Raw genomic sequence first — 17,869 nt, forward strand, 5'->3', positions numbered from 1 at the left:
GACGCTCCTTGCGACCAAGCATCGGCGGCGCACCGCGCCGCCGTCTCGAGAAATCTCAAGCCGGCGCCGACAGGCGGATCCCCTGGTCGGCGAAGTAGGCTTCGAGGGCTTCCGGCATCGCTCGGTCCGCAACCACCGCCACATAGCTGTCCGGACGCAACAGATAGGCAGCATCCCGCACCAGGCCGCCGGCAGCCTGTTGCTCGCCCCATGGGAAGACGTGAAGCGGCATGTGCTTGGCCGCGCACCAAGCTCTTATGTCGTTTTGCGCCTCGCCATAGACATGCACCTGCCAGGCGATGGCCGCCAGCGAAGCGTAATTGTCGAGGCCATTGATGCCTAGCCAGGGCAGCCGATCGCCACCCTGCACCCGGCCGCGCGCACTCCGGCTCAAGGGGCCGCCGCGATAGTTGAGCTGCGTCTGCGACAGGATGCGAAACAGGAATTCTCTGACACCGCCGACGCGGTAGGCGACACCAGCCAAGGCTGGGGCGACGTGGATGCGCAGGAAATCCGCGACGCTGCCTTCGGCCGTCACGAAGGTGAACAGCCGGTCGGTCGTTTCGACGAGCTGGCGGGCAAATGCGATCCGTTCGCCTTCATAGCTGGCGAGCAGGCGGTCCGGCGCCTGTCCCTTCAGCACCGCTGCAAGCTTCCAGGCCAGATTGATGGCGTCGCCGATGCCGGTGTTCATGCCCTGGCCGCCGACCGGACTATGCACATGCGCAGCGTCGCCGAGCAGAAACACGCGCCCGCGCCCGAAGCGATCGGCGACACGATGATGCACACGGTAGGTGGAGAACCAGTTGACCTTGTCGACGGTGAGGCGAAGGCTTTCGATGGCGCGATGGCTCACATCGGCGAAGGTGAGTGCGTCTGCATCCTCCCGCTTCTCCCGCACCAGACCGATGAGGCGGCCCCGCCCCTCGGCATAGGCGAGCAAGGCGACGAAATCACCGGTTTCGAGCGATATATGGGCTTCTCCATTCGCAGTCGCCCCACTCACTTCAACGTCAGCGACGTAAAAGGTCTGGTCGTAGGTTCCGCCGGCGAAATCGACCTCCAGTCCGTGCCGGACCGGCGAGCGCGCGCCGTCGCACCCGGCAAGATACTGCGCCGTGCAAACGTCCGAGCCACCATCGGGCAACTGCAAGCGAGCGCTCACCCCGGCGGCGTCATGCTCGAACTCGACAAGCTCGGTCTGCCGCTCGACCTTGACGCCCAAGGCCGCCAGTCGGGCCTCCAGCAGCCGCTCGTGATGATCCTGCGGATAGACAAGAACGAAGGGATAGGGCGTCATTTTCCCGCCGGTCGGACTGAAGGATATCCGCGCCTTGACCTTGCCCTTCGCCCAGAGGTTGACCGAAGGGTTGCGGTGACCCGCCTCGAGCACGGCATCGGCCAGATCGAGCTGCCGGTAAAGCTCAAGTGTTCGCGCATGCACGACCATCGCCCGCGATGTCGGGCCGGGACCAACGTTCTTGTCGATGATGCGGACCTTGACACCCTGGGCGGTCAGCCAGAGAGCCAGCACCAGGCCGGTCGGTCCCGCGCCGGCGATCAGCACATCCTGTTTCACCCTGCTCTCCCCGCTCGCTCTGTCGGCGGCCCGGTCGCATCGGGATTTGGGTTTCTCCGCCCACAACGGCAGCCTACGCGCAGGTGCCGGCAAATGCCAAGCAGCGCGGCGAATTCCGCCTTGTGTCTTGCCGACGGACACGGCTGCGGATCAGCCGCGTGCCCTCAAATTGGCGATCAACTGCTGCTGGCCGACGCGGATCACCTGCTCCATCGCAACCCGTGCACCTTCCTCGTTGCGCAGGCGGATCTGCTCGACGATGCGGATATGCGCGACCGCGACGCGGTCGATCTCGGCACCATCGGCGGCCGTGTTGCTCAATTGAAAGACACCCATCAGCGCCGCCTCGATCAGGCTGCCGACGGTCTGCATGAACGGATTGAGCGACGCTTCAAGCAGACGGAGATGGAATTCGAGATCGGCGCGCGCCAGCGTCTGCGCGCTATGGCCGGCATCGCCCATGGCAACGGCCAGCCGCATCATCTGGGAAATATCCGCGTCCGTGGCGCGGCGTGCCGCCAGTCCGGCCGCATAGGGCTCGAGCGCCAGACGGACCTCGCTGACATGGCGGAGAAACGCCTCATCGACGCCGGCCCGGAAATGCCAGGAAAGCACGTCGCCATCGAACAGGTTCCAGTTTGCCTGCGGCATCACGCGCGTGCCGATGCGGGCGCGGGCGACAATCAGCCCCTTGGCGGCAAGTGTCTTCATCGCCTCGCGCAGGACCGTGCGCGAAACGTTGAAGCGTGCCGCCAGCTCCACATCACCCGGCAGGATATCCCCGACAGCGAATTCCCCTCCGACCACCGCCTGGCCGAGTTCCTCGACGACGAGCCGGTGGCTCGTGCGTTTGCGCGGCTGATGGGGGGACGGCCACATCGCGCGACCCTTGCCTCACGCCCGCTGCTGGCGCTGGCGCGAAACGAAGATGATACCCTTCTGCAGCAGGATAAAAGCAAAGAGCAGAAGGCCGATCAGGATCTTCGTCCACCAGCTCGACAGCGATCCGTCAAAGGTGATGTAGGTCTGGATCAACCCTTGAATGAGGATGCCCACCAGCGTGCCGGCAACAAAGCCCGAACCACCGGTCAAAAGCGTGCCCCCGATGACGACCGCGGTGATGGCGTCGAGCTCGACGCCGACGGCGGCAAGGGAATAGCCGGCCGAGGTGTAGAGCGAAAAGACGATGCCGGACAATCCCGCAAGCAGGCCCGAGAGCGCATAGATGCGGATCGTCGTCGCCGCAACCGGCACGCCCATCAGTCGCGCCGTCGCCGTGCCGCCGCCGAGCGCATAGACATTGGTGCCGAAGCGTGTGCGGTGCGCGATCAGGATACCGATCGCGAAGACGAGCAACATCAGGCCGCCAATCAGGGTGATGCGCCCGCCGCCCGGCAGCTTGAAGTAGAGCGCCTTCAAGGTCGCGTAGAAGGGATGCTTGATCGGAATGCTGTCGATCGACAACACGAAGGCCATGCCCCGCGCCAAGAACATGCCCGCCAGCGTGACGATGAAGGGCGGCATTTCCAGATAGTGGATGATCGCCCCCATCGCGGCGCCGAAGAGCGTCGCGATCGCCAGAACCATCGCGAAGGCAATGAGCGGGTGGATGCTCGTGTGTTCCAGCACGACGGCGAGAAACACGCCGGTAAAGGCGATCACCGAGCCGATCGAAAGATCGATGCCGCCGGAGATGATGACGAAGGTCATGCCGACAGCGGCAATGCCGAGGAAGGCGTTGTCCGTCAGAAGGTTGCCGATGACACGCGTCGACAGCATGTTCGGATATTGCGCCACGCAAAGCGCGTAGCCGAGCAGGAAGATCACGAGCGTTGCCGTGAGCGGAAGATATTTCGGCTTCATTTTGCGGCTCGCTCGCTCGGGTTTCTCGCACCGCGCGCCGGCACGAGGAAGGCAAAGGCCGTGCGGAAGCGCGGCGACTGAAGCACCAGGATGAAGACGATGATCGCGGCCTTGATGATCAGGTTGAACTCTGGCGGGAAGCCGGAGAGAAGAATGCCGGTGTTGATCGCCTGGATGATGATCGCGCCGAGCACCGATGCGGCGATGCTGAAGCGGCCGCCGAGCAGCGACGTGCCGCCGACGACGACCGCAAGGATGGCATCGAGCTCCAGCCACAGACCGGCATTGTTGGCATCCGCACCGCGGATGTCAGCGGCGGCGATAATGCCGGCGATGGCAGCGCAGAGACCGGAAAGCACATAGGCGGCGATCAACAGCACAGGCGTCAGCACCCCGGACAGCGTGCTCGCCTGGCGATTGACACCGATCGCCTCGATCAGCATGCCGAGCGCCGTCCGCCTTACGAGCAGCGCAGTCAATATGCCGAATATCAACCAGATCACCACCGGCATCGGTAGGCCGGCAAAGGAACCGCTGCCGATGAAGACGAGGCCGGGGTCGTTGAAGGTCAGGATCGCCCCCTCGGTGATGAGCTGGGCGACGCCGCGGCCGGCGACCATCAACACCAGCGTCGCGATGATCGGCTGGATGTCGAGCACCGCGACCAGCACCCCATTCCAGAGACCGCAAAGGATACCGACGCCAAGCGTGATCAGCAGCGTCGCGGCGAGCGAGTGTCCCGACGTGATCGCCGCGGCGGCCGTTGCGCCGCAGATCGCCATGACCGCGCCAACCGAGAGGTCGATGCCCTTGGTGGCGATGACGACCGTCATGCCGATTGCCAAAAGCACCACCGGCGCGCCGCGATTGAGGATATCGATGAGGCTGCCATAGAGGCGGCCATTCTGGATCTGCAGGTTGAGGAAGCCGGGAAACACCAGTGATACCGCCGCGACGATTATGCCGAGCGCAATCAGCTGCGGCAGCAACCGGTTGAAATAGAGCCTGAGGAACGACGTCACGACGTCCTCCTTTCATTGGTTGCGGCGATCGCTTCGACGATCTCACTGGCTGTGATGCGGCTGCCGTCGAGTTCGGCGACATGGGCGCGATCGCGAAGCACGATGACCCGGGTGCTGTAAGCGACCAGTTCCTCGATCTCCGAGGAGACGACGATCAGGGACAGGCCCTTCTCGCGCAGCGCCTCGATCAGCTTGACGATTTCCGCATGGGCGCCGACATCGATGCCGCGCGTCGGCTCGTCGAGGATCAGGAATTCGGGCTCGGTCGCGAGCCAGCGCGCGAGGATCGCTTTCTGCTGGTTGCCGCCGGACAGAAGCTTGATCGGCTTCTCCCGATCGGCCGTGCGGATATCGAGCGCGCGGATATAGTGGTCCGCCAGCCGGTTCTGCTCCGCCCGCGAGATCGGCCGCGTCCAGCCTCGGCGGGCCTGCAGCGCCAGCACGATGTTTTCGCGCACCGAGAGATCGCCGATAATGCCCGAAGTCTTGCGATCCTCCGGGCAGAAGCCGAAGCGATGGCGAATGGCAGCGCGCGGCGACGAGAGATCGACCGCACGACCATCGATCTCGGCCCCGCCGCTGTCAGCGCGATGGGCGCCGAAGAGAAGCTCGGCGGTCTCCGTCCGTCCGGAGCCGAGCAGGCCGGCCATGCCGACCACTTCGCCGGCTCGGACATCGAGGTCGAAGGGTCGGACGCGCCCCTTGCGGCCGTAGTTTCGGAAGCGGTAGCGCAACGGCCCTTGCTGGGCCTCGGCGCGCGGCGCGTGGATTTCCGCCGCCAGCTCGCGGCCGATCATCATCGCAATCAGCTCGCGCCGATCAAGACCGGCGGTTTCGCGCGTTCCGACGAGCTGCCCGTTCCTAAGCACGGTAATCCGGTCGGAAATCTCATAGACCTGTTCGAGGAAGTGGGTGACGAAGACGATGCCGAGCCCGCGTGCCTTGAGGCGCCGGATAATGCGGAACAGCATCGCCACCTCATGCGCATCGAGGCTCGCCGTCGGCTCGTCGAGGATCAGCACCTTGCCGGAGAGATCGACGGCGCGGGCAATGGCGACCACCTGCTGGATCGCCACCGAATAGCTGGCGAGATCGCGGGTGACGTCGATGTCGAGTTCATAATCGGCAAGCAGATCCCGTGCCCGCCGATTCATGGCACGGGCGTCGACCATGCCGAAGCGGCGCGGCTGGCGCCCGAGGAAGAGGTTCTCGGCAACCGTCAGGTTCGGCAGCAGATTGACCTCCTGATAGACCGTGCCGATGCCGAGCGCCTGGGCTTCGAAGGTGTCGCGCGGATCAACCTCGGCATCGTCGAGCAGGATGGCGCCGCCGTCGCGACGATAGGCGCCGGTCAGGCATTTGATCAGGGTCGACTTGCCGGCACCGTTTTCGCCAAGCAGCGCATGAACCTCTCCGCGCCTGAGGTGAAAATCGACCTTGTCGAGGGCTCTGGTCCCCGGAAAAGTCTTTTCGATCCGGATCGCCTGGAGAATGTGGTCATTGGTCTGCATCGATACCGTCTCCGCGATGCTGGTATCTACTGACGAGAAGCACAGCGCCTAGCTGCGGCAAGCTGTGCTCTTCAGACGGAAACTCGGGAAAGAGCGTGGCCCGCGCGAGAAGCAGCGCGGGCCACGGCCGACGTCAGTAGCCGAGGCCCTTCTTTTCCTCGTAGACCTTCAGCGGCTCGTCGGCTTGCGTATAGAGCTTCGATTCCGTCTGGATCCACTTCGGCGGCGCGGTGCCGTCCTTCTGGAAGGCGGCAAGCGCATCGAAAGCGGGACCGGCCATGTTCGGCGTCAGCTCGACCGTGGCATTGGCTTCGCCGGCTGCCATCGCCTGGAAGATGTCCGGAACGGCATCGATCGACACGACAAGGATGTCCTTGCCCGGCTTCAGGCCGGCTTCCTTGATCGCCTGGATGGCGCCGACGGCCATGTCGTCGTTGTGGGCATAGAGCGCGCAGATGTTCTTGCCGCCGTCCTCAGCCTTGAGGAAGCTTTCCATGACTTCCTTGCCCTTGGTGCGGGTAAAGTCGCCGGTCTGGCTGCGGATGATCTTCAGGTTGTCGTGGCCGGATAGCGCCTGTTCAAATCCCTTCTTGCGGTCGATCGCCGGCGAGGAGCCGGTCGTGCCCTGAAGCTCGACGACGTTGCAGGGCTTGCCCGCGGTCGTGTCGACCAGCCATTTGCCGGCAACATTGCCCTCATGCACGAGGTCGGACGTGACGGCCGTCAGGTAAAGCTCATTCGACGAATCGACCGTGCGGTCGAGCAGGATGACCGGAATTTCCGCGTCCTTGGCTTCCTGCAGCACTTCGTCCCAGCCGGTTGCAACCACTGGCGCCACGAGGATGGCATTCACCCCTTGCGCGATGAAGGAGCGGATCGCCTTGATCTGGTTTTCCTGCTTCTGCTGTGCGTCAGCAAATTTGAGGTCGATGCCGCGCTGTTCGGCCTGCTGCTTGGTCAGTGTCGTCTCGGCGGCGCGCCAGCCGGACTCCGAGCCGATCTGCGAAAAGCCGACGACCAGATCGGCCGCGGATGCGCTGCCAAACGTGCAGGCAGCAAGGATCGTTGCACTCGCAAGTGCCTTGGCGATTTTCATGATTTCCTCCCAAAGAAAGCTGCCTCCACGCAGCCATCGAGAAAAAATCATATAATATTACTTTTGTAAACGGGCACATCTCGCCTGTCGTGCGCAACGCGCCTATTTTTTTGGAGAGGTTGGCGCGGCGGGCTGAAGCGCCAGCCCCCAACTGGGAGTTTCAGAAAGCCGATGGCAGGCAAAACAGCCTGGCTGCTGCGCTCTAGGCTTTCGCCAGCAAGGTTCCGGCGGCGCTCGCGAGCATGACGAGGGCCACGCCGAAGATCTGGTTGAGGGAAAGCGCCTGACCCAGCACGATGAAGCCGGCACCCGCGCCGATCGCCGGCTCGAGGCTCATCAGGATGCCGAAGGCCGATGGCTGCATGCGCCGCAGCGCCATGAATTCGAGCGCATAAGGCAGCAGCGGCACCAGGATGGCAAGCCCGGCCGTCATCAAGAGCATGTCGAAGGAGAAGCCGGACTGCACCTGAGACAGGCCGAACGGCGTCGCAAAGAGCGCGGCAAACAGCAGCGAAACGGCGAGCCCTTCCAGTCCCTTGAAACGTTGGCCAGCCTGCTTCATCAGGATGATGTAGCCGCCCCAGCCGATCGCCGCACCGAAGGCGAACAGAAGCCCGCGCGTATCTGCGACCCAGGAGGAACCGTCCCAGGAGAGGCAGAGCACACCGGCCGCAGCGATAACGGGACAAAGCAGGCGCCAGCCACGGCCGCCGAAAACGGCAGCGACCGTCAGAGGACCGAGAAACTCGATCGCCACGGCAAGGCCGAGGGGAATGCGGGCGATCGCCGCGAAGAAGCAGAGCGTCATCACCGCCATCGTCGCGCCGAGCGAAAGCGCGGAAATCCATTGCGCTCGGGTGTAGCGGAGAAAAGGCGGGCGGACGAGGATGAGCAGGAAGGCGGCCGCCCAGGATAGCCGCAGCCAGGTTGCGCCAAAGGCTCCGACGCTTTCCATGGCGGGCTTCGAAAGGGCTGCGCCAAACTGCACGCTCGACATCGAGAGAAGGCAGAAGACGATGGCAAGCGTGACGCGCCCGTTGGTGTCATCCGTCGCACCCGGTTCGCTCCACGCGCTATTCGCTGTCGTCTCTGTTTCCGCCATGTCCGTTCTCCCCTTGGGCTTGAACAGACATAACAATCCCGGCACAATAAGGAACGCTAATAATTGTGATACCTTCATAAGGGATCGTTATATGAATGATCTGGATATCGCCCTTTTGCGCGCCTTCGTCGTGACCGCCGAATGCGGCAGCGTCAGCGGCGCTGCGCAGCGGCTGGCCAGGACGCAAGCGGCCGTCAGCATGCAGTTGCGCCGGCTGGAGGACGATCTCGGCGCCAAGCTCCTGAACCGCAATGCAAGGGGCATGGACCTGACCGAAGCCGGGCATGTGCTGCTGCCCTATGCCCAGAAGATGCTGGGCCTGAGCGCCGGCGCCCGGCGGGCGCTTGCCGGGCAGGCCGTCCAGGGACCGATCCGCTTCGGCATGATCGAGGATATCGCGGTCGGCTCGCTACCAAAAGCGTTGCAACGGTTTGCCGAATGCCATCCGAATGTCGCGCTCGAACTGACGGTGACCGAAAGCACCGTGTTGTCGGAGAAGCTGTCGCAGGGCCGGCTCGATGTCGCGATCGGCGACCCGGCGCTGATCCGCGGCGAGGCGATCCTTACCTGGCGACTGCCGCTCCGATGGGTCGCGGCGCGCGGTTTCGAGGTGCCGGCGGAAGGGCCTCTGCCACTCATCACCTTCGACGGCGTCTGCACTTGGCGGCAGAAGATGATCGAGGCGCTGAAGGGCGGGGATCGCCCCTGGCGCACGGTGCTGACGAGCGCCAGCCTGTCTTCCATCCAGTCGATGATCGAGGCGGGCCTCGGCATAGCCGTTCTCCTCGATCTCAACATCCGTCCAAACACGATGCGGGTTCTCGGCGGTGAAGAGGGTCTGCCCCCTGCCCCGGTGATCGAGCTGGGGCTTTTCGCCGCCGACGATCAGGGTCTGGCGTCCCGCCCGGTCTCGGCTCTTTGGGCGTTTCTTTCCGACGAACTGCAAGCGCAGGCCTTGGCGATTGGCCGCGCCGCGTGACCACGCGCGGTTGCGCCCCGTTCCATGAACGAAATAAGACGCCCAGCGATTGAAAAAGCCCAGGCAAAATTTTACTAAATAAAAATTGCGCCGCGCCCGAAAGGAGGGCCGCGGCGGTGGGCAGGACGTTGGACATGGTAACAATCAAGGAAATCGCTTCGGCTGTCGGCGTCTCCTCGGCGACTGTTTCTCGGGTGCTGAATTACGATCCGACCCTCTCGATCTCCACCAAGAAGCGACAGGCGATCATCGAAACGGCCGAGGCGCTGAATTACGCCACCCCGCGCAACCGCGGCCGCGGCGCCGGGGCAATGCAGGGCCTGAAATTCGCGCTGGTGCATTTCCTTCAGCCCGCCCAGGAACTGATCGACCCCTATTATGTCGGCGTCCGGCTCGGCATCGAAAACCGCTGTCAGGCGCTGAAGATCGAGGTGGTCAAGGTCTTCCACAACGGCAACCTGCCGGAGGCCGCGATCCTGCAGGGCGCCAGCGGCGTCGTCGCCGTCGGCCACCATTATGGCGAAGAGGTCCATTGGCTGCGCCGGCACAGCCGCCATCTGGTCTTTGCGGACTTTGCCCCCGACGATGACGTCGACGACAGCGTGATGAGCGACGTCTCGATCGCGATGAACCGCCTGCTCGACGGCGTTTACGGCATGGGCTACCGCCGCATCGGCTTTCTCGGCTGGATCGACGCTTTCAGAGACAAGGACGACATCCATTCGGAGCGTCGCTGCCGCGCCTTCATACAATGGATGACGAAGGCCGGCCTCTACGATCCCGAACTCTGCATGGTCGAAAAGCTGACGCCCGATAGCGGCTATACGCTCGCCAAGGCGATGCTGTCGAAGCCCAATCCGCCCAAGATCCTCGTCACCTGCAACGACAATATGGCGATCGGCGCTTACCGCGCGATTCACGAAATGGGCCTGCGGATCCCGGATGATGTTGCCGTGGCGAGTTTCAACGACATTCCCGTCGCCCAGTTTCTCGGGCCGCCGCTTTCGACGGTGAAGATCCCCGCCGAAGTGATCGGCGAGACCGCCGTTGACCTCCTGGTCGAGCGGCTGACCGGGCGAGACGTGGCGAAGAAGGTGATCCTCGGAACCGAGATGGTCTGGCGCGGCAGCACGATGGCGAGAGCCGCCGCTCCCGGTGCGTAAAACGGTCGGTAAAAAACGCGTGGTAAAAATTTACTGAAATATTGCCTTCTCCAGAATTTTGCGAAATACTCCGCGCCGAGACTAGGAGGAACGTCTCGGGGAACGAATTTCGAGGGAGGAGAAACTATGGACACGCGTACCTATCTGCCGCGCTTTGCCGCCATCGCGCTTGCAGGCGCCAGCTTCTTGGCCGTCACGGCCGCCGAGGCCAAGGAAATCACCATCTGGTGCTGGGATCCGAACTTCAACGTCGCGATCATGAAGGAGGCCGGCGCGCGCTACACCAAGACGCACCCGGACGTGACCTTCAATATCGTCGATTTCGCCAAGGCCGACGTCGAGCAGAAACTGCAGACCGGCCTCTCGTCCGGCACCGCAGACGCCCTGCCGGATATCGTTCTCATCGAGGACTACGGCGCGCAGAAATATCTGCAGTCCTTCCCCGGCGCCTTCGCGCCGCTCTCCGGCACCGTCGATTACTCAGGCTTCGCTCCCTACAAGGTCGAGCTGATGACGCTGGATGGCCAGGTCTACGGCATGCCGTTCGATTCCGGCGTCACCGGCCTCTACTACCGCAAGGACTATCTGGAGCAGGCCGGTTTCAAGCCGGAGGACATGCAAGGCATCACTTGGGATCGCTTCATCGAGATCGGAAAGCAGGTCGAAGCCAAGACCGGCAAGAAGATGATGGGTCTCGACCCGACCGACGCCGGGCTCGTGCGCATCATCATGCAATCGGCCGGGCAATGGTATTTCGACAAGGAAGGCAAGACGAACATCACCGGCAACGCGGCGCTGAAGGCGTCGCTTGAAACGGTCGGCAAGATCATGGCCGCCAACATCTACAAGCCCGCCGCCGGCTGGGCCGACTGGGTCGGCACCTTCACGTCCGGCGATGTCGCCACCGTCATCACCGGCGTCTGGATCACCGGCACCGTCAAGGCGCAGCCGGACCAGTCGGGCAAATGGGGCGTGGCGCCGATCCCGGCGCTTTCGATCGACGGCGCGACGCACGCCTCGAACCTCGGCGGCTCGAGCTGGTACGTGCTTGAAAGCTCAGCCGAGAAGGCCGAAGCGATCGACTTCCTGAACGAGGTCTACGCCAAGGACGTCGACTTCTACCAGACGATCCTTACGGACCGCGGCGCCGTCGGCTCACTGCTCGCTGCCCGCGGCGGGGCCGCCTATGGCGAGGCCGATGCCTTCTTCGGTGGCGAAAAGGTCTGGCAGAACTTCTCCGACTGGCTCGCGAAGGTCCCCTCGGTCAACTACGGCGTCTTCACCAACGAGGCGGACACGGCCGTTACCGCACAGCTTCCGGCACTGCAGCAGGGAACGCCCGTCGACGACATCCTGAAGGCGATCGACGCCGAGGTCAGCGCACAGGTCCAGTAATCGCCGCGGCGATTATCTGCATTGCTCCTGGCCGCGGTAAACACGCCGCGGCCAACGGCTCCTGCTATCCACGGGGATGATGATGGCTCTCGCGCGTCGCGGCGGCATCGGCCGATATTACAACGTCAATGGCTGGCTCTTCGTCGCGCCGGCACTCGGGCTGATCGCCCTTTTCATGATCTATCCGATCGTCTGGTCGCTGTGGATGTCGTTCCAGTCCGGCCGCGGCATGATGCTGAAATTCGCCGGCTTTTCGAACATCGTCCGCCTCTGGAACGATCCGGTCTTCATCAAGGCACTGACGAACACGCTGACCTATTTCGTCGTGCAGGTGCCGATCATGATCCTGCTGGCGCTGATCCTTGCGTCGCTGCTCAACAATCCGAAACTCATCGGCCGCGGCTTCTTCCGCACCGCCATCTTCCTGCCCTGCGTCACCTCGCTGGTTGCTTATTCGGTGCTGTTCAAGGGCATGTTCGCGCTCGACGGGATCGTCAACTCGACGCTCGAGGCGATCGGCCTCATCGCCTCGCCGATCCCGTGGCTGACCCATCCCTTCTGGGCGAAGGTGCTCGTCATCCTCGCCATCACCTGGCGCTGGACCGGCTACAACATGATCTTCTATCTCGCGGCGATGCAGAACATCGACAAGTCGATCTACGAGGTCGCGCGGATAGACGGCGTGCCTGCCTGGGCGCGTTTCACCCACATCACTATCCCGCTGTTGAAGCCCGTCATTCTGTTCACGACGATCATCTCGACGATCGGCACGATCCAGCTCTTCGACGAGGTCTATAACCTCACCGAAGGCAAGGGCGGACCGTCCAACGCCACGCTGACCCTGTCGCTCTATATCTACAACCTGACCTTCCGCTTCATGCCGAATTTCGGCTACGCGGCGACGGTCTCCTATGTGATCGTGGTGCTCGTCGCCCTGCTCGCCTGCCTGCAATTCTTCGCGGCACGGGAGCGCGACCGATGAACAACGGAACCACACGTATCGTCGGCACCATCGTCACCTACGGCTTCGTCGGGCTGATGGCCTTTCTCTCGATCTTTCCCTTCGTCTGGATGCTGCTCGGCGCGACCAATTCTTCGATCGACATCATCAAGGGCAGGATGATGCCGGGCAGCGCGCTTGCCACCAACATCGCCACCTTCTTCACCCAGGTGAACGCACCGCTGGTCTTCTGGAATTCGGCCAAGATAGCCATTCTCGCGACGGTGCTGACGCTCGCCGTGTCGTCGTTGGCTGGCTACGGCTTCGAGATGTTCCGCTCGCGCCACCGCGATAGGATCTACAGCGCCCTTCTGTTGACGATGATGATCCCGTTTGCCGCGCTGATGATTCCGCTGTTCATCATGATGGGCAAGGCGGGGCTGATCAACACGCACCTCGCTGTCGTGCTGCCGACCATCGGCTCTGCCTTCGTCGTCTTCTATTTCCGCCAGACCACCAAGGCCTTCCCGTCGGAACTGCGGGACGCCGCCAAGGTCGACGGGCTCAAGGAATGGCAGATCTTCCTGTTCATCTATGTGCCGGTCATGCGCTCGACCTATGCGGCGGCCTTCATCATCGTCTTCATGACGGCGTGGAACAACTATCTCTGGCCGCTGATCGTGCTGCAGTCGAACGAGCAGAAGACGATCACGCTGGTCATCTCCTCGCTCGCTTCCGCCTACTACCCCGACTACGGCGTCGTCATGGTCGGCACCATTCTCGCGACACTTCCCACCCTCGCCGTCTTCTTCTTCATGCAACGCCAATTCGTCCAGGGAATGCTGGGCTCAGTCAAATAGGAATGATCATGCGTTCTGTTACCTCTTTCAACGATACCTGGACTTTCTCCGAAGGCTTCGATGCGGCAAGCGCTGGCCGGCTGCAGGCAGGCAAATCGGTCAGCCTGCCGCACAATGCGGTGGAATTGCCGTTCAACTATTTCGACGAGGCATCCTATCAGCGCGCCTTCACCTATCAGAAGGTGCTTACCTGGCGTCGGGAGTTCCACGGCCGCGAGGTCTCGGTCGTGTTCGACGCCGCCATGGCCGACGCCGTCGTCTATCTCAACGGCGAGGAGATCATCGCCCACAAGGACGGTTACACGCCCTTTGAAGCAAGACTGACGGATAAGCTGCGGGAAGGCGACAACCTGATCACGGTCAAGATCGACGGCAGCGAAAACCCTGAGATCCCGCCCTTCGGCGGCCGCATCGACTATCTCACCTATGCCGGCATCTATCGCGACGTCTGGTTGAAGGTCACCGATGCCGTTTCGATCGCCAATCTCAAGATCGAAACCCGCGATGCGCTCAGCGATGCCAAGTCCGTCTCGATCCGCTGCGATCTCGGCAATCCGCAAGGCGTCAACTTTGCCGGCACGGTCACGGCACTCCTCAAGGACGCGAACGGCAAGGTGCTGGCGGAAGCAGCCGGTGAAAGCCGCGGCGAGAGCGTCACCCTTGAGATCACGGGCCTGAAGGGCCTCTCGCTCTGGGATATCGACAGCCCCGTTCTCTATGAAGTGGAAGCGCAGCTGCGCAGCGATCGCGGCAGCGACCGGCTGTCGTCACGCTTCGGCTTCCGCACCGCCGAGTTCACCACGGATGGTTTCAAGCTCAACGGACGGCCGCTGAAAATCCGCGGCCTCAACCGCCATCAGGCTTTCCCCTATGTCGGCTACGCCATGGGCCGCACGGCGCAGGAGCGCGATGCCGAGATCCTGAAGAACACGCTGCATTGCAACCTCGTGCGCACCTCGCATTATCCGCAATCCAAGTGGTTCCTCGACCATTGCGACCGCATCGGCCTGCTCGTCTTCGAGGAAATCCCCGGCTGGCAGCATATCGGCGGCGAGGGCTGGAAACAGGAGGCGATCCAAAACGTCCGCCGCATGATCGAGCGCGACTGGAACCACCCGTCGATCATCATCTGGGGCGTGCGCATCAACGAATCCCAGGACTCGCATGATTTCTACGTCGAGACCAACCGGCTCGCACGCGAACTCGACCCCACGCGCCAGACCGGCGGCGTGCGCTACATTACCGACAGCGAATACCTCGAAGACGTCTACACCATGAACGACTTTATCCTCGGCAACGAGGAACTGCCGGGCGCAAACCGCCCGCGCACGGCGCTACGTCCGCAGCAGGAATGCACCGGGCTCACCCGCAAGGTGCCCTATCTCATCACCGAATTCGGCGGCCACATGTTTCCGACGAAGATCTACGACCAGGAACAACGGCAGGCAGAGCATGTGCGCCGGCACCTCGAAGTGCTGAACGCGGCCTATGGCGACCCAAGCATTTCAGGCGCCGTCGGCTGGTGCATGTTCGACTACAACACCCACAAGGACTTCGGCTCCGGCGACCGGATCTGCTATCACGGTGTCATGGACATGTTCCGCCAGCCGAAATTCGCGGCTTATGTCTATGCCAGCCAATGCGAACCGTCGGAGGGCGTGGTGATGAAGCCGGTCACCTTCTGGGCACGCGGCGAGCGCAACATCGGCGGCGTGCTGCCCTTGATCGTGCTCACCAACTGCGACGAGGTCGAGCTGAAATACGGATCGCTCGTCAAGCGCGTCGGCCCCGACCGCGAGAACTTCCCGCATCTGCCGCACCCGCCCGTCGTCATCGACCATCGCCACTTCACCAAGGACGAACTCGGCGTCTGGGGCATGAAGTGGGAAGACGCAGCCTTCACCGGCTTTATCGACGGCGAGCCCGTCGCCAACCTGCGCATGGTCGCCGATCCGGTGCCGACGGCGCTGGAAGTCGTCCCCGACAGCACGGCGCTTCGGGCCGAAGGGCGCGACAGCGTGCGGGTGATCGTGCGGGCGCTCGATCAGGCCGGCAACATCCTGCCCTTCCTCAATGACGCGGTCGACGTGACAGTCACCGGCCCTGCCCGCCTGCTCGGCCCCGATCGCCTGATCTTCCAGGGCGGTTCGACCGGCTTCTGGCTGGAAACGACGGGTGCTGCCGGCGGCATCGCCGTCGCGGTGACCTCGACGCGGCTTGGAACCGTAAGGCTGGAGCTTTCGGCGGTGTCGGACGAGGCGGCGGCTGCATGAGCGAACTCCAACTTAAGCACGTCAGAAAGTCCTATGGCAACTTCGAGGTCATCAAGGGTGTAGACCTCGACATCAAGACCGGTGAGTTCGTCGTCTTCGTCGGGCCATCCGGCTGCGGCAAGTCGACCCTGCTTCGGATGATCGCCGGACTGGAGGAGATCACGTCAGGTGATCTCACGATCGGCGGCGAGCGCATGAACGATGTCGATCCGTCGAAACGCGGCATCGCCATGGTGTTCCAGTCCTATGCGCTCTACCCGCATATGACGGTTCGGGAGAACATGGGTTTCGCGCTGCGATTTGCCGGCGTGCCGAAGGCCGAGATCGCACAACGCGTCGGCGAAGCCGCGAACATCCTGGAACTCGGGCCGCTGCTCGACCGCAAGCCAAAACAGCTTTCGGGCGGCCAGCGCCAGCGCGTGGCGATCGGCCGGGCGATCGTGCGGCACCCGAAGATCTTTCTCTTCGACGAGCCGCTCTCGAACCTCGATGCGGAACTGCGCGTGCACATGCGCATCGAGATCGCCAGGCTGCACAAGAAGCTTGCAACGACAATCATCTACGTCACCCACGATCAGGTCGAGGCGATGACGCTTGCCGACAAGATCGTCGTCATGCGCGGCGGTGTGGTCGAGCAGGTAGGCTCGCCGCTCGACCTCTACGACGATCCGGCCAATCTCTTCGTCGCCGGTTTCATCGGTTCGCCGAAGATGAACTTTTTGAAGGGGATCGTCGAAACAAACGCGGGCGGGGAGAAACATGTCCGCCTGGCGGATTTCGGCAATGCGACGCTGCCGATTGCGGTCAAGGACGTAACGCCCGGCAGCACCGTGACCATCGGCATTCGCCCCGAGCATTTCGGCGACAGCGGCTCGGCGAGCCTCGATTTGACGATCGACATGCTGGAGCATCTGGGCGGCGAGACCTTTGCCTATGCCCGGCACGGCGACGGCGAACTGATCATCATCGAAACAAAAAACGGCCGCGGCCTGAAGTCCGGCGATAGCATCGCCGCCCGTTTCGAACCCACAGCCGCTCTGGTGTTCGACGCAGACGGCAGGCGCCTGCGCTAGAAGCTATCCACCATAGGAGGGCGGCGCCATCTGCGAAGATGGCGCCGTTCGTCGTTGTCACGGGAACATGCCCTTCGGTGTCTCACCCTTCAGAAAGGGCTCGATGAAAGCCTCCAACAGTTCCGTCTGGTTGATGACGGCGGTGTGCGACGTCGCCGGCAGGATCGCGAGCCGCGAAGGCGATAGCGGCTTTCCCATGTCGCCCATGGCGCCGCCACCAAGCAGGCGGAACAGTGCCACCGTGTGCTCCAACGTCGCCACATCGGCATCGCCGGCGATGACGAGAACCGGGGTCTTCAGTGCCTTGACATCCGCCTCCCAGGCCATCGGTTCTTTTTCGAGCTGGATCAGCTTCTTGACCAGATCGGGAAACCCATCCGGATTGGCGGCGAGCTTGCGGTAGTCTTCGGCAAAGGGCATGCCGACGAACATCTCGACAGTCATCTGCGGGATGAATGCTTTGAATTCCGGCTGCCAGCCCTCGGCATCGTAGCCGACGGACGCGGCGGCTAGCTTGTTCACCTTGTCCGGATGGCGGATTGCCAGCTGCAGGCCGGCAGCCGCACCCATTGAGTAGCCGAAGACATCGGCCTTCTCCAGCTTCACCGCATCCATGAAGGCGGCGACGTCGTCGGCGAGGTTCGGATAGGTGATCGGGCGATCGATATCGGTGGTGCGGCCATGGCCCTGGAACTCGATTGCATAGACCTTGTGGGTCTCGGCCAGCTTCGGGATGATCGCGCCCATCGAGGGAATGTTCATGTAGGCGCCGTGCAGCACGACGAGCGGCTCGCCCTCGCCCGAGACCTCGTAATACATCTTCATGCCGTTGACTTCGACGGTCTCAGCCTCGGCAAAGGCAGTGCCGGACATGAGCAGGGCGCCAGCGATCAAAGCGGTACGAAACATTCTCAATCTCCTTGTTGTCAGCGCGGTTGAGCACCGCCTTCGAGATTAAGACGCATGACGTCGTCATCTCCCGACATCGACAGCCAAGAAAATTTCGCGCATTC

15 protein-coding genes are annotated in these 17,869 nt (G+C 62.9%); 7 read left to right on the forward strand and 8 right to left on the reverse strand.

Translation table 11 applies throughout. From position 1 onward, the window contains the following. Positions 1 to 55 precede the first annotated feature (55 nt). The 7 genes from BLU15_RS18200 to BLU15_RS18230 all read right to left on the reverse strand — a co-directional run bounded on the left by BLU15_RS18200 (position 56) and on the right by BLU15_RS18230 (position 8,173). Positions 56 to 1,579: an FAD-dependent monooxygenase gene (locus tag BLU15_RS18200; protein WP_060528941.1), complete on the reverse strand. Its 1,524-nt coding sequence runs from the start codon at positions 1,577 to 1,579 to the stop codon at positions 56 to 58. 150 nt (positions 1,580 to 1,729) lie between these two features. Then, positions 1,730 to 2,458, reverse strand: a complete 729-nt coding sequence (locus tag BLU15_RS18205) for a FadR/GntR family transcriptional regulator (protein ID WP_060528942.1) — start codon at positions 2,456 to 2,458, stop codon at positions 1,730 to 1,732. A gap of 15 nt (positions 2,459 to 2,473) precedes the next feature. Continuing rightward, a complete protein-coding gene (yjfF, locus tag BLU15_RS18210; RefSeq protein WP_034789588.1) occupies positions 2,474 to 3,442 on the reverse strand; it encodes a galactofuranose ABC transporter, permease protein YjfF in 969 nt (322 codons plus the stop codon). Beyond that, a complete protein-coding gene (locus BLU15_RS18215; RefSeq protein ID WP_060519347.1) occupies positions 3,439 to 4,464 on the reverse strand; it encodes an ABC transporter permease in 1,026 nt (341 codons plus the stop codon). The genes yjfF and BLU15_RS18215 overlap by 4 nt, the downstream gene beginning before the upstream one ends. Further along, positions 4,461 to 5,975, reverse strand: a complete 1,515-nt coding sequence (ytfR, locus tag BLU15_RS18220) for a galactofuranose ABC transporter, ATP-binding protein YtfR (protein WP_090297020.1) — start codon at positions 5,973 to 5,975, stop codon at positions 4,461 to 4,463. Before ytfR ends, BLU15_RS18215 begins: the two co-directional genes overlap by 4 nt. Before the next feature lie 133 nt (positions 5,976 to 6,108). After that, entirely contained in the window at positions 6,109 to 7,071 is a 963-nt protein-coding gene (gene ytfQ, locus BLU15_RS18225) for a galactofuranose ABC transporter, galactofuranose-binding protein YtfQ (RefSeq protein ID WP_034789595.1), read from the reverse strand. A gap of 202 nt (positions 7,072 to 7,273) precedes the next feature. After that, positions 7,274 to 8,173 carry an EamA family transporter gene (locus tag BLU15_RS18230; protein ID WP_060585691.1) on the reverse strand — a complete coding sequence of 300 codons (900 nt, stop codon included), beginning with the start codon at positions 8,171 to 8,173 and terminating at the stop codon, positions 7,274 to 7,276. Positions 8,174 to 8,264: 91 nt separating this feature from the next. Here BLU15_RS18230 and BLU15_RS18240 point away from each other — a divergent pair, with 91 nt between their 5' ends. From BLU15_RS18240 to BLU15_RS18270, 7 genes are all read left to right on the forward strand, one after another. Continuing rightward, positions 8,265 to 9,152, forward strand: a complete 888-nt coding sequence (locus BLU15_RS18240; protein WP_060585689.1) for a LysR family transcriptional regulator — start codon at positions 8,265 to 8,267, stop codon at positions 9,150 to 9,152. Between the two features lie 134 nt (positions 9,153 to 9,286). Then, positions 9,287 to 10,315, forward strand: a complete 1,029-nt coding sequence (locus BLU15_RS18245) for a LacI family DNA-binding transcriptional regulator (protein ID WP_034789603.1) — start codon at positions 9,287 to 9,289, stop codon at positions 10,313 to 10,315. Positions 10,316 to 10,441: 126 nt separating this feature from the next. Then, positions 10,442 to 11,710 (forward strand): ABC transporter substrate-binding protein, encoded by a 1,269-nt coding sequence (locus BLU15_RS18250; protein WP_060585687.1) that lies wholly within the window; start codon positions 10,442 to 10,444, stop codon positions 11,708 to 11,710. Between the two features lie 82 nt (positions 11,711 to 11,792). Beyond that, on the forward strand, positions 11,793 to 12,692 hold the full coding sequence (locus tag BLU15_RS18255; protein ID WP_090297145.1) for a carbohydrate ABC transporter permease: 900 nt from the start codon (positions 11,793 to 11,795) through the stop codon (positions 12,690 to 12,692). Continuing rightward, the gene (locus BLU15_RS18260) at positions 12,689 to 13,510 is read left to right on the forward strand and encodes a carbohydrate ABC transporter permease (protein WP_051659165.1); all 822 of its coding nucleotides are present in this window, start codon (positions 12,689 to 12,691) and stop codon (positions 13,508 to 13,510) included. Before BLU15_RS18255 ends, BLU15_RS18260 begins: the two co-directional genes overlap by 4 nt. An 8-nt stretch (positions 13,511 to 13,518) precedes the next feature. Further along, on the forward strand, positions 13,519 to 15,783 hold the full coding sequence (locus BLU15_RS18265) for a glycoside hydrolase family 2 protein (RefSeq protein ID WP_090297148.1): 2,265 nt from the start codon (positions 13,519 to 13,521) through the stop codon (positions 15,781 to 15,783). After that, entirely contained in the window at positions 15,780 to 16,856 is a 1,077-nt protein-coding gene (locus tag BLU15_RS18270; protein ID WP_034789608.1) for an ABC transporter ATP-binding protein, read from the forward strand. The genes BLU15_RS18265 and BLU15_RS18270 overlap by 4 nt, the downstream gene beginning before the upstream one ends. A gap of 57 nt (positions 16,857 to 16,913) precedes the next feature. Here BLU15_RS18270 and BLU15_RS18275 read toward each other — a convergent pair whose 3' ends face one another. Next, positions 16,914 to 17,765 carry an alpha/beta fold hydrolase gene (locus BLU15_RS18275; protein WP_034789610.1) on the reverse strand — a complete coding sequence of 284 codons (852 nt, stop codon included), beginning with the start codon at positions 17,763 to 17,765 and terminating at the stop codon, positions 16,914 to 16,916. Positions 17,766 to 17,869: the final 104 nt, after the last annotated feature.

This window comes from Ensifer sp. YR511, assembly GCF_900103045.1.
Classification (GTDB): domain Bacteria; phylum Pseudomonadota; class Alphaproteobacteria; order Rhizobiales; family Rhizobiaceae; genus Ensifer; species Ensifer adhaerens.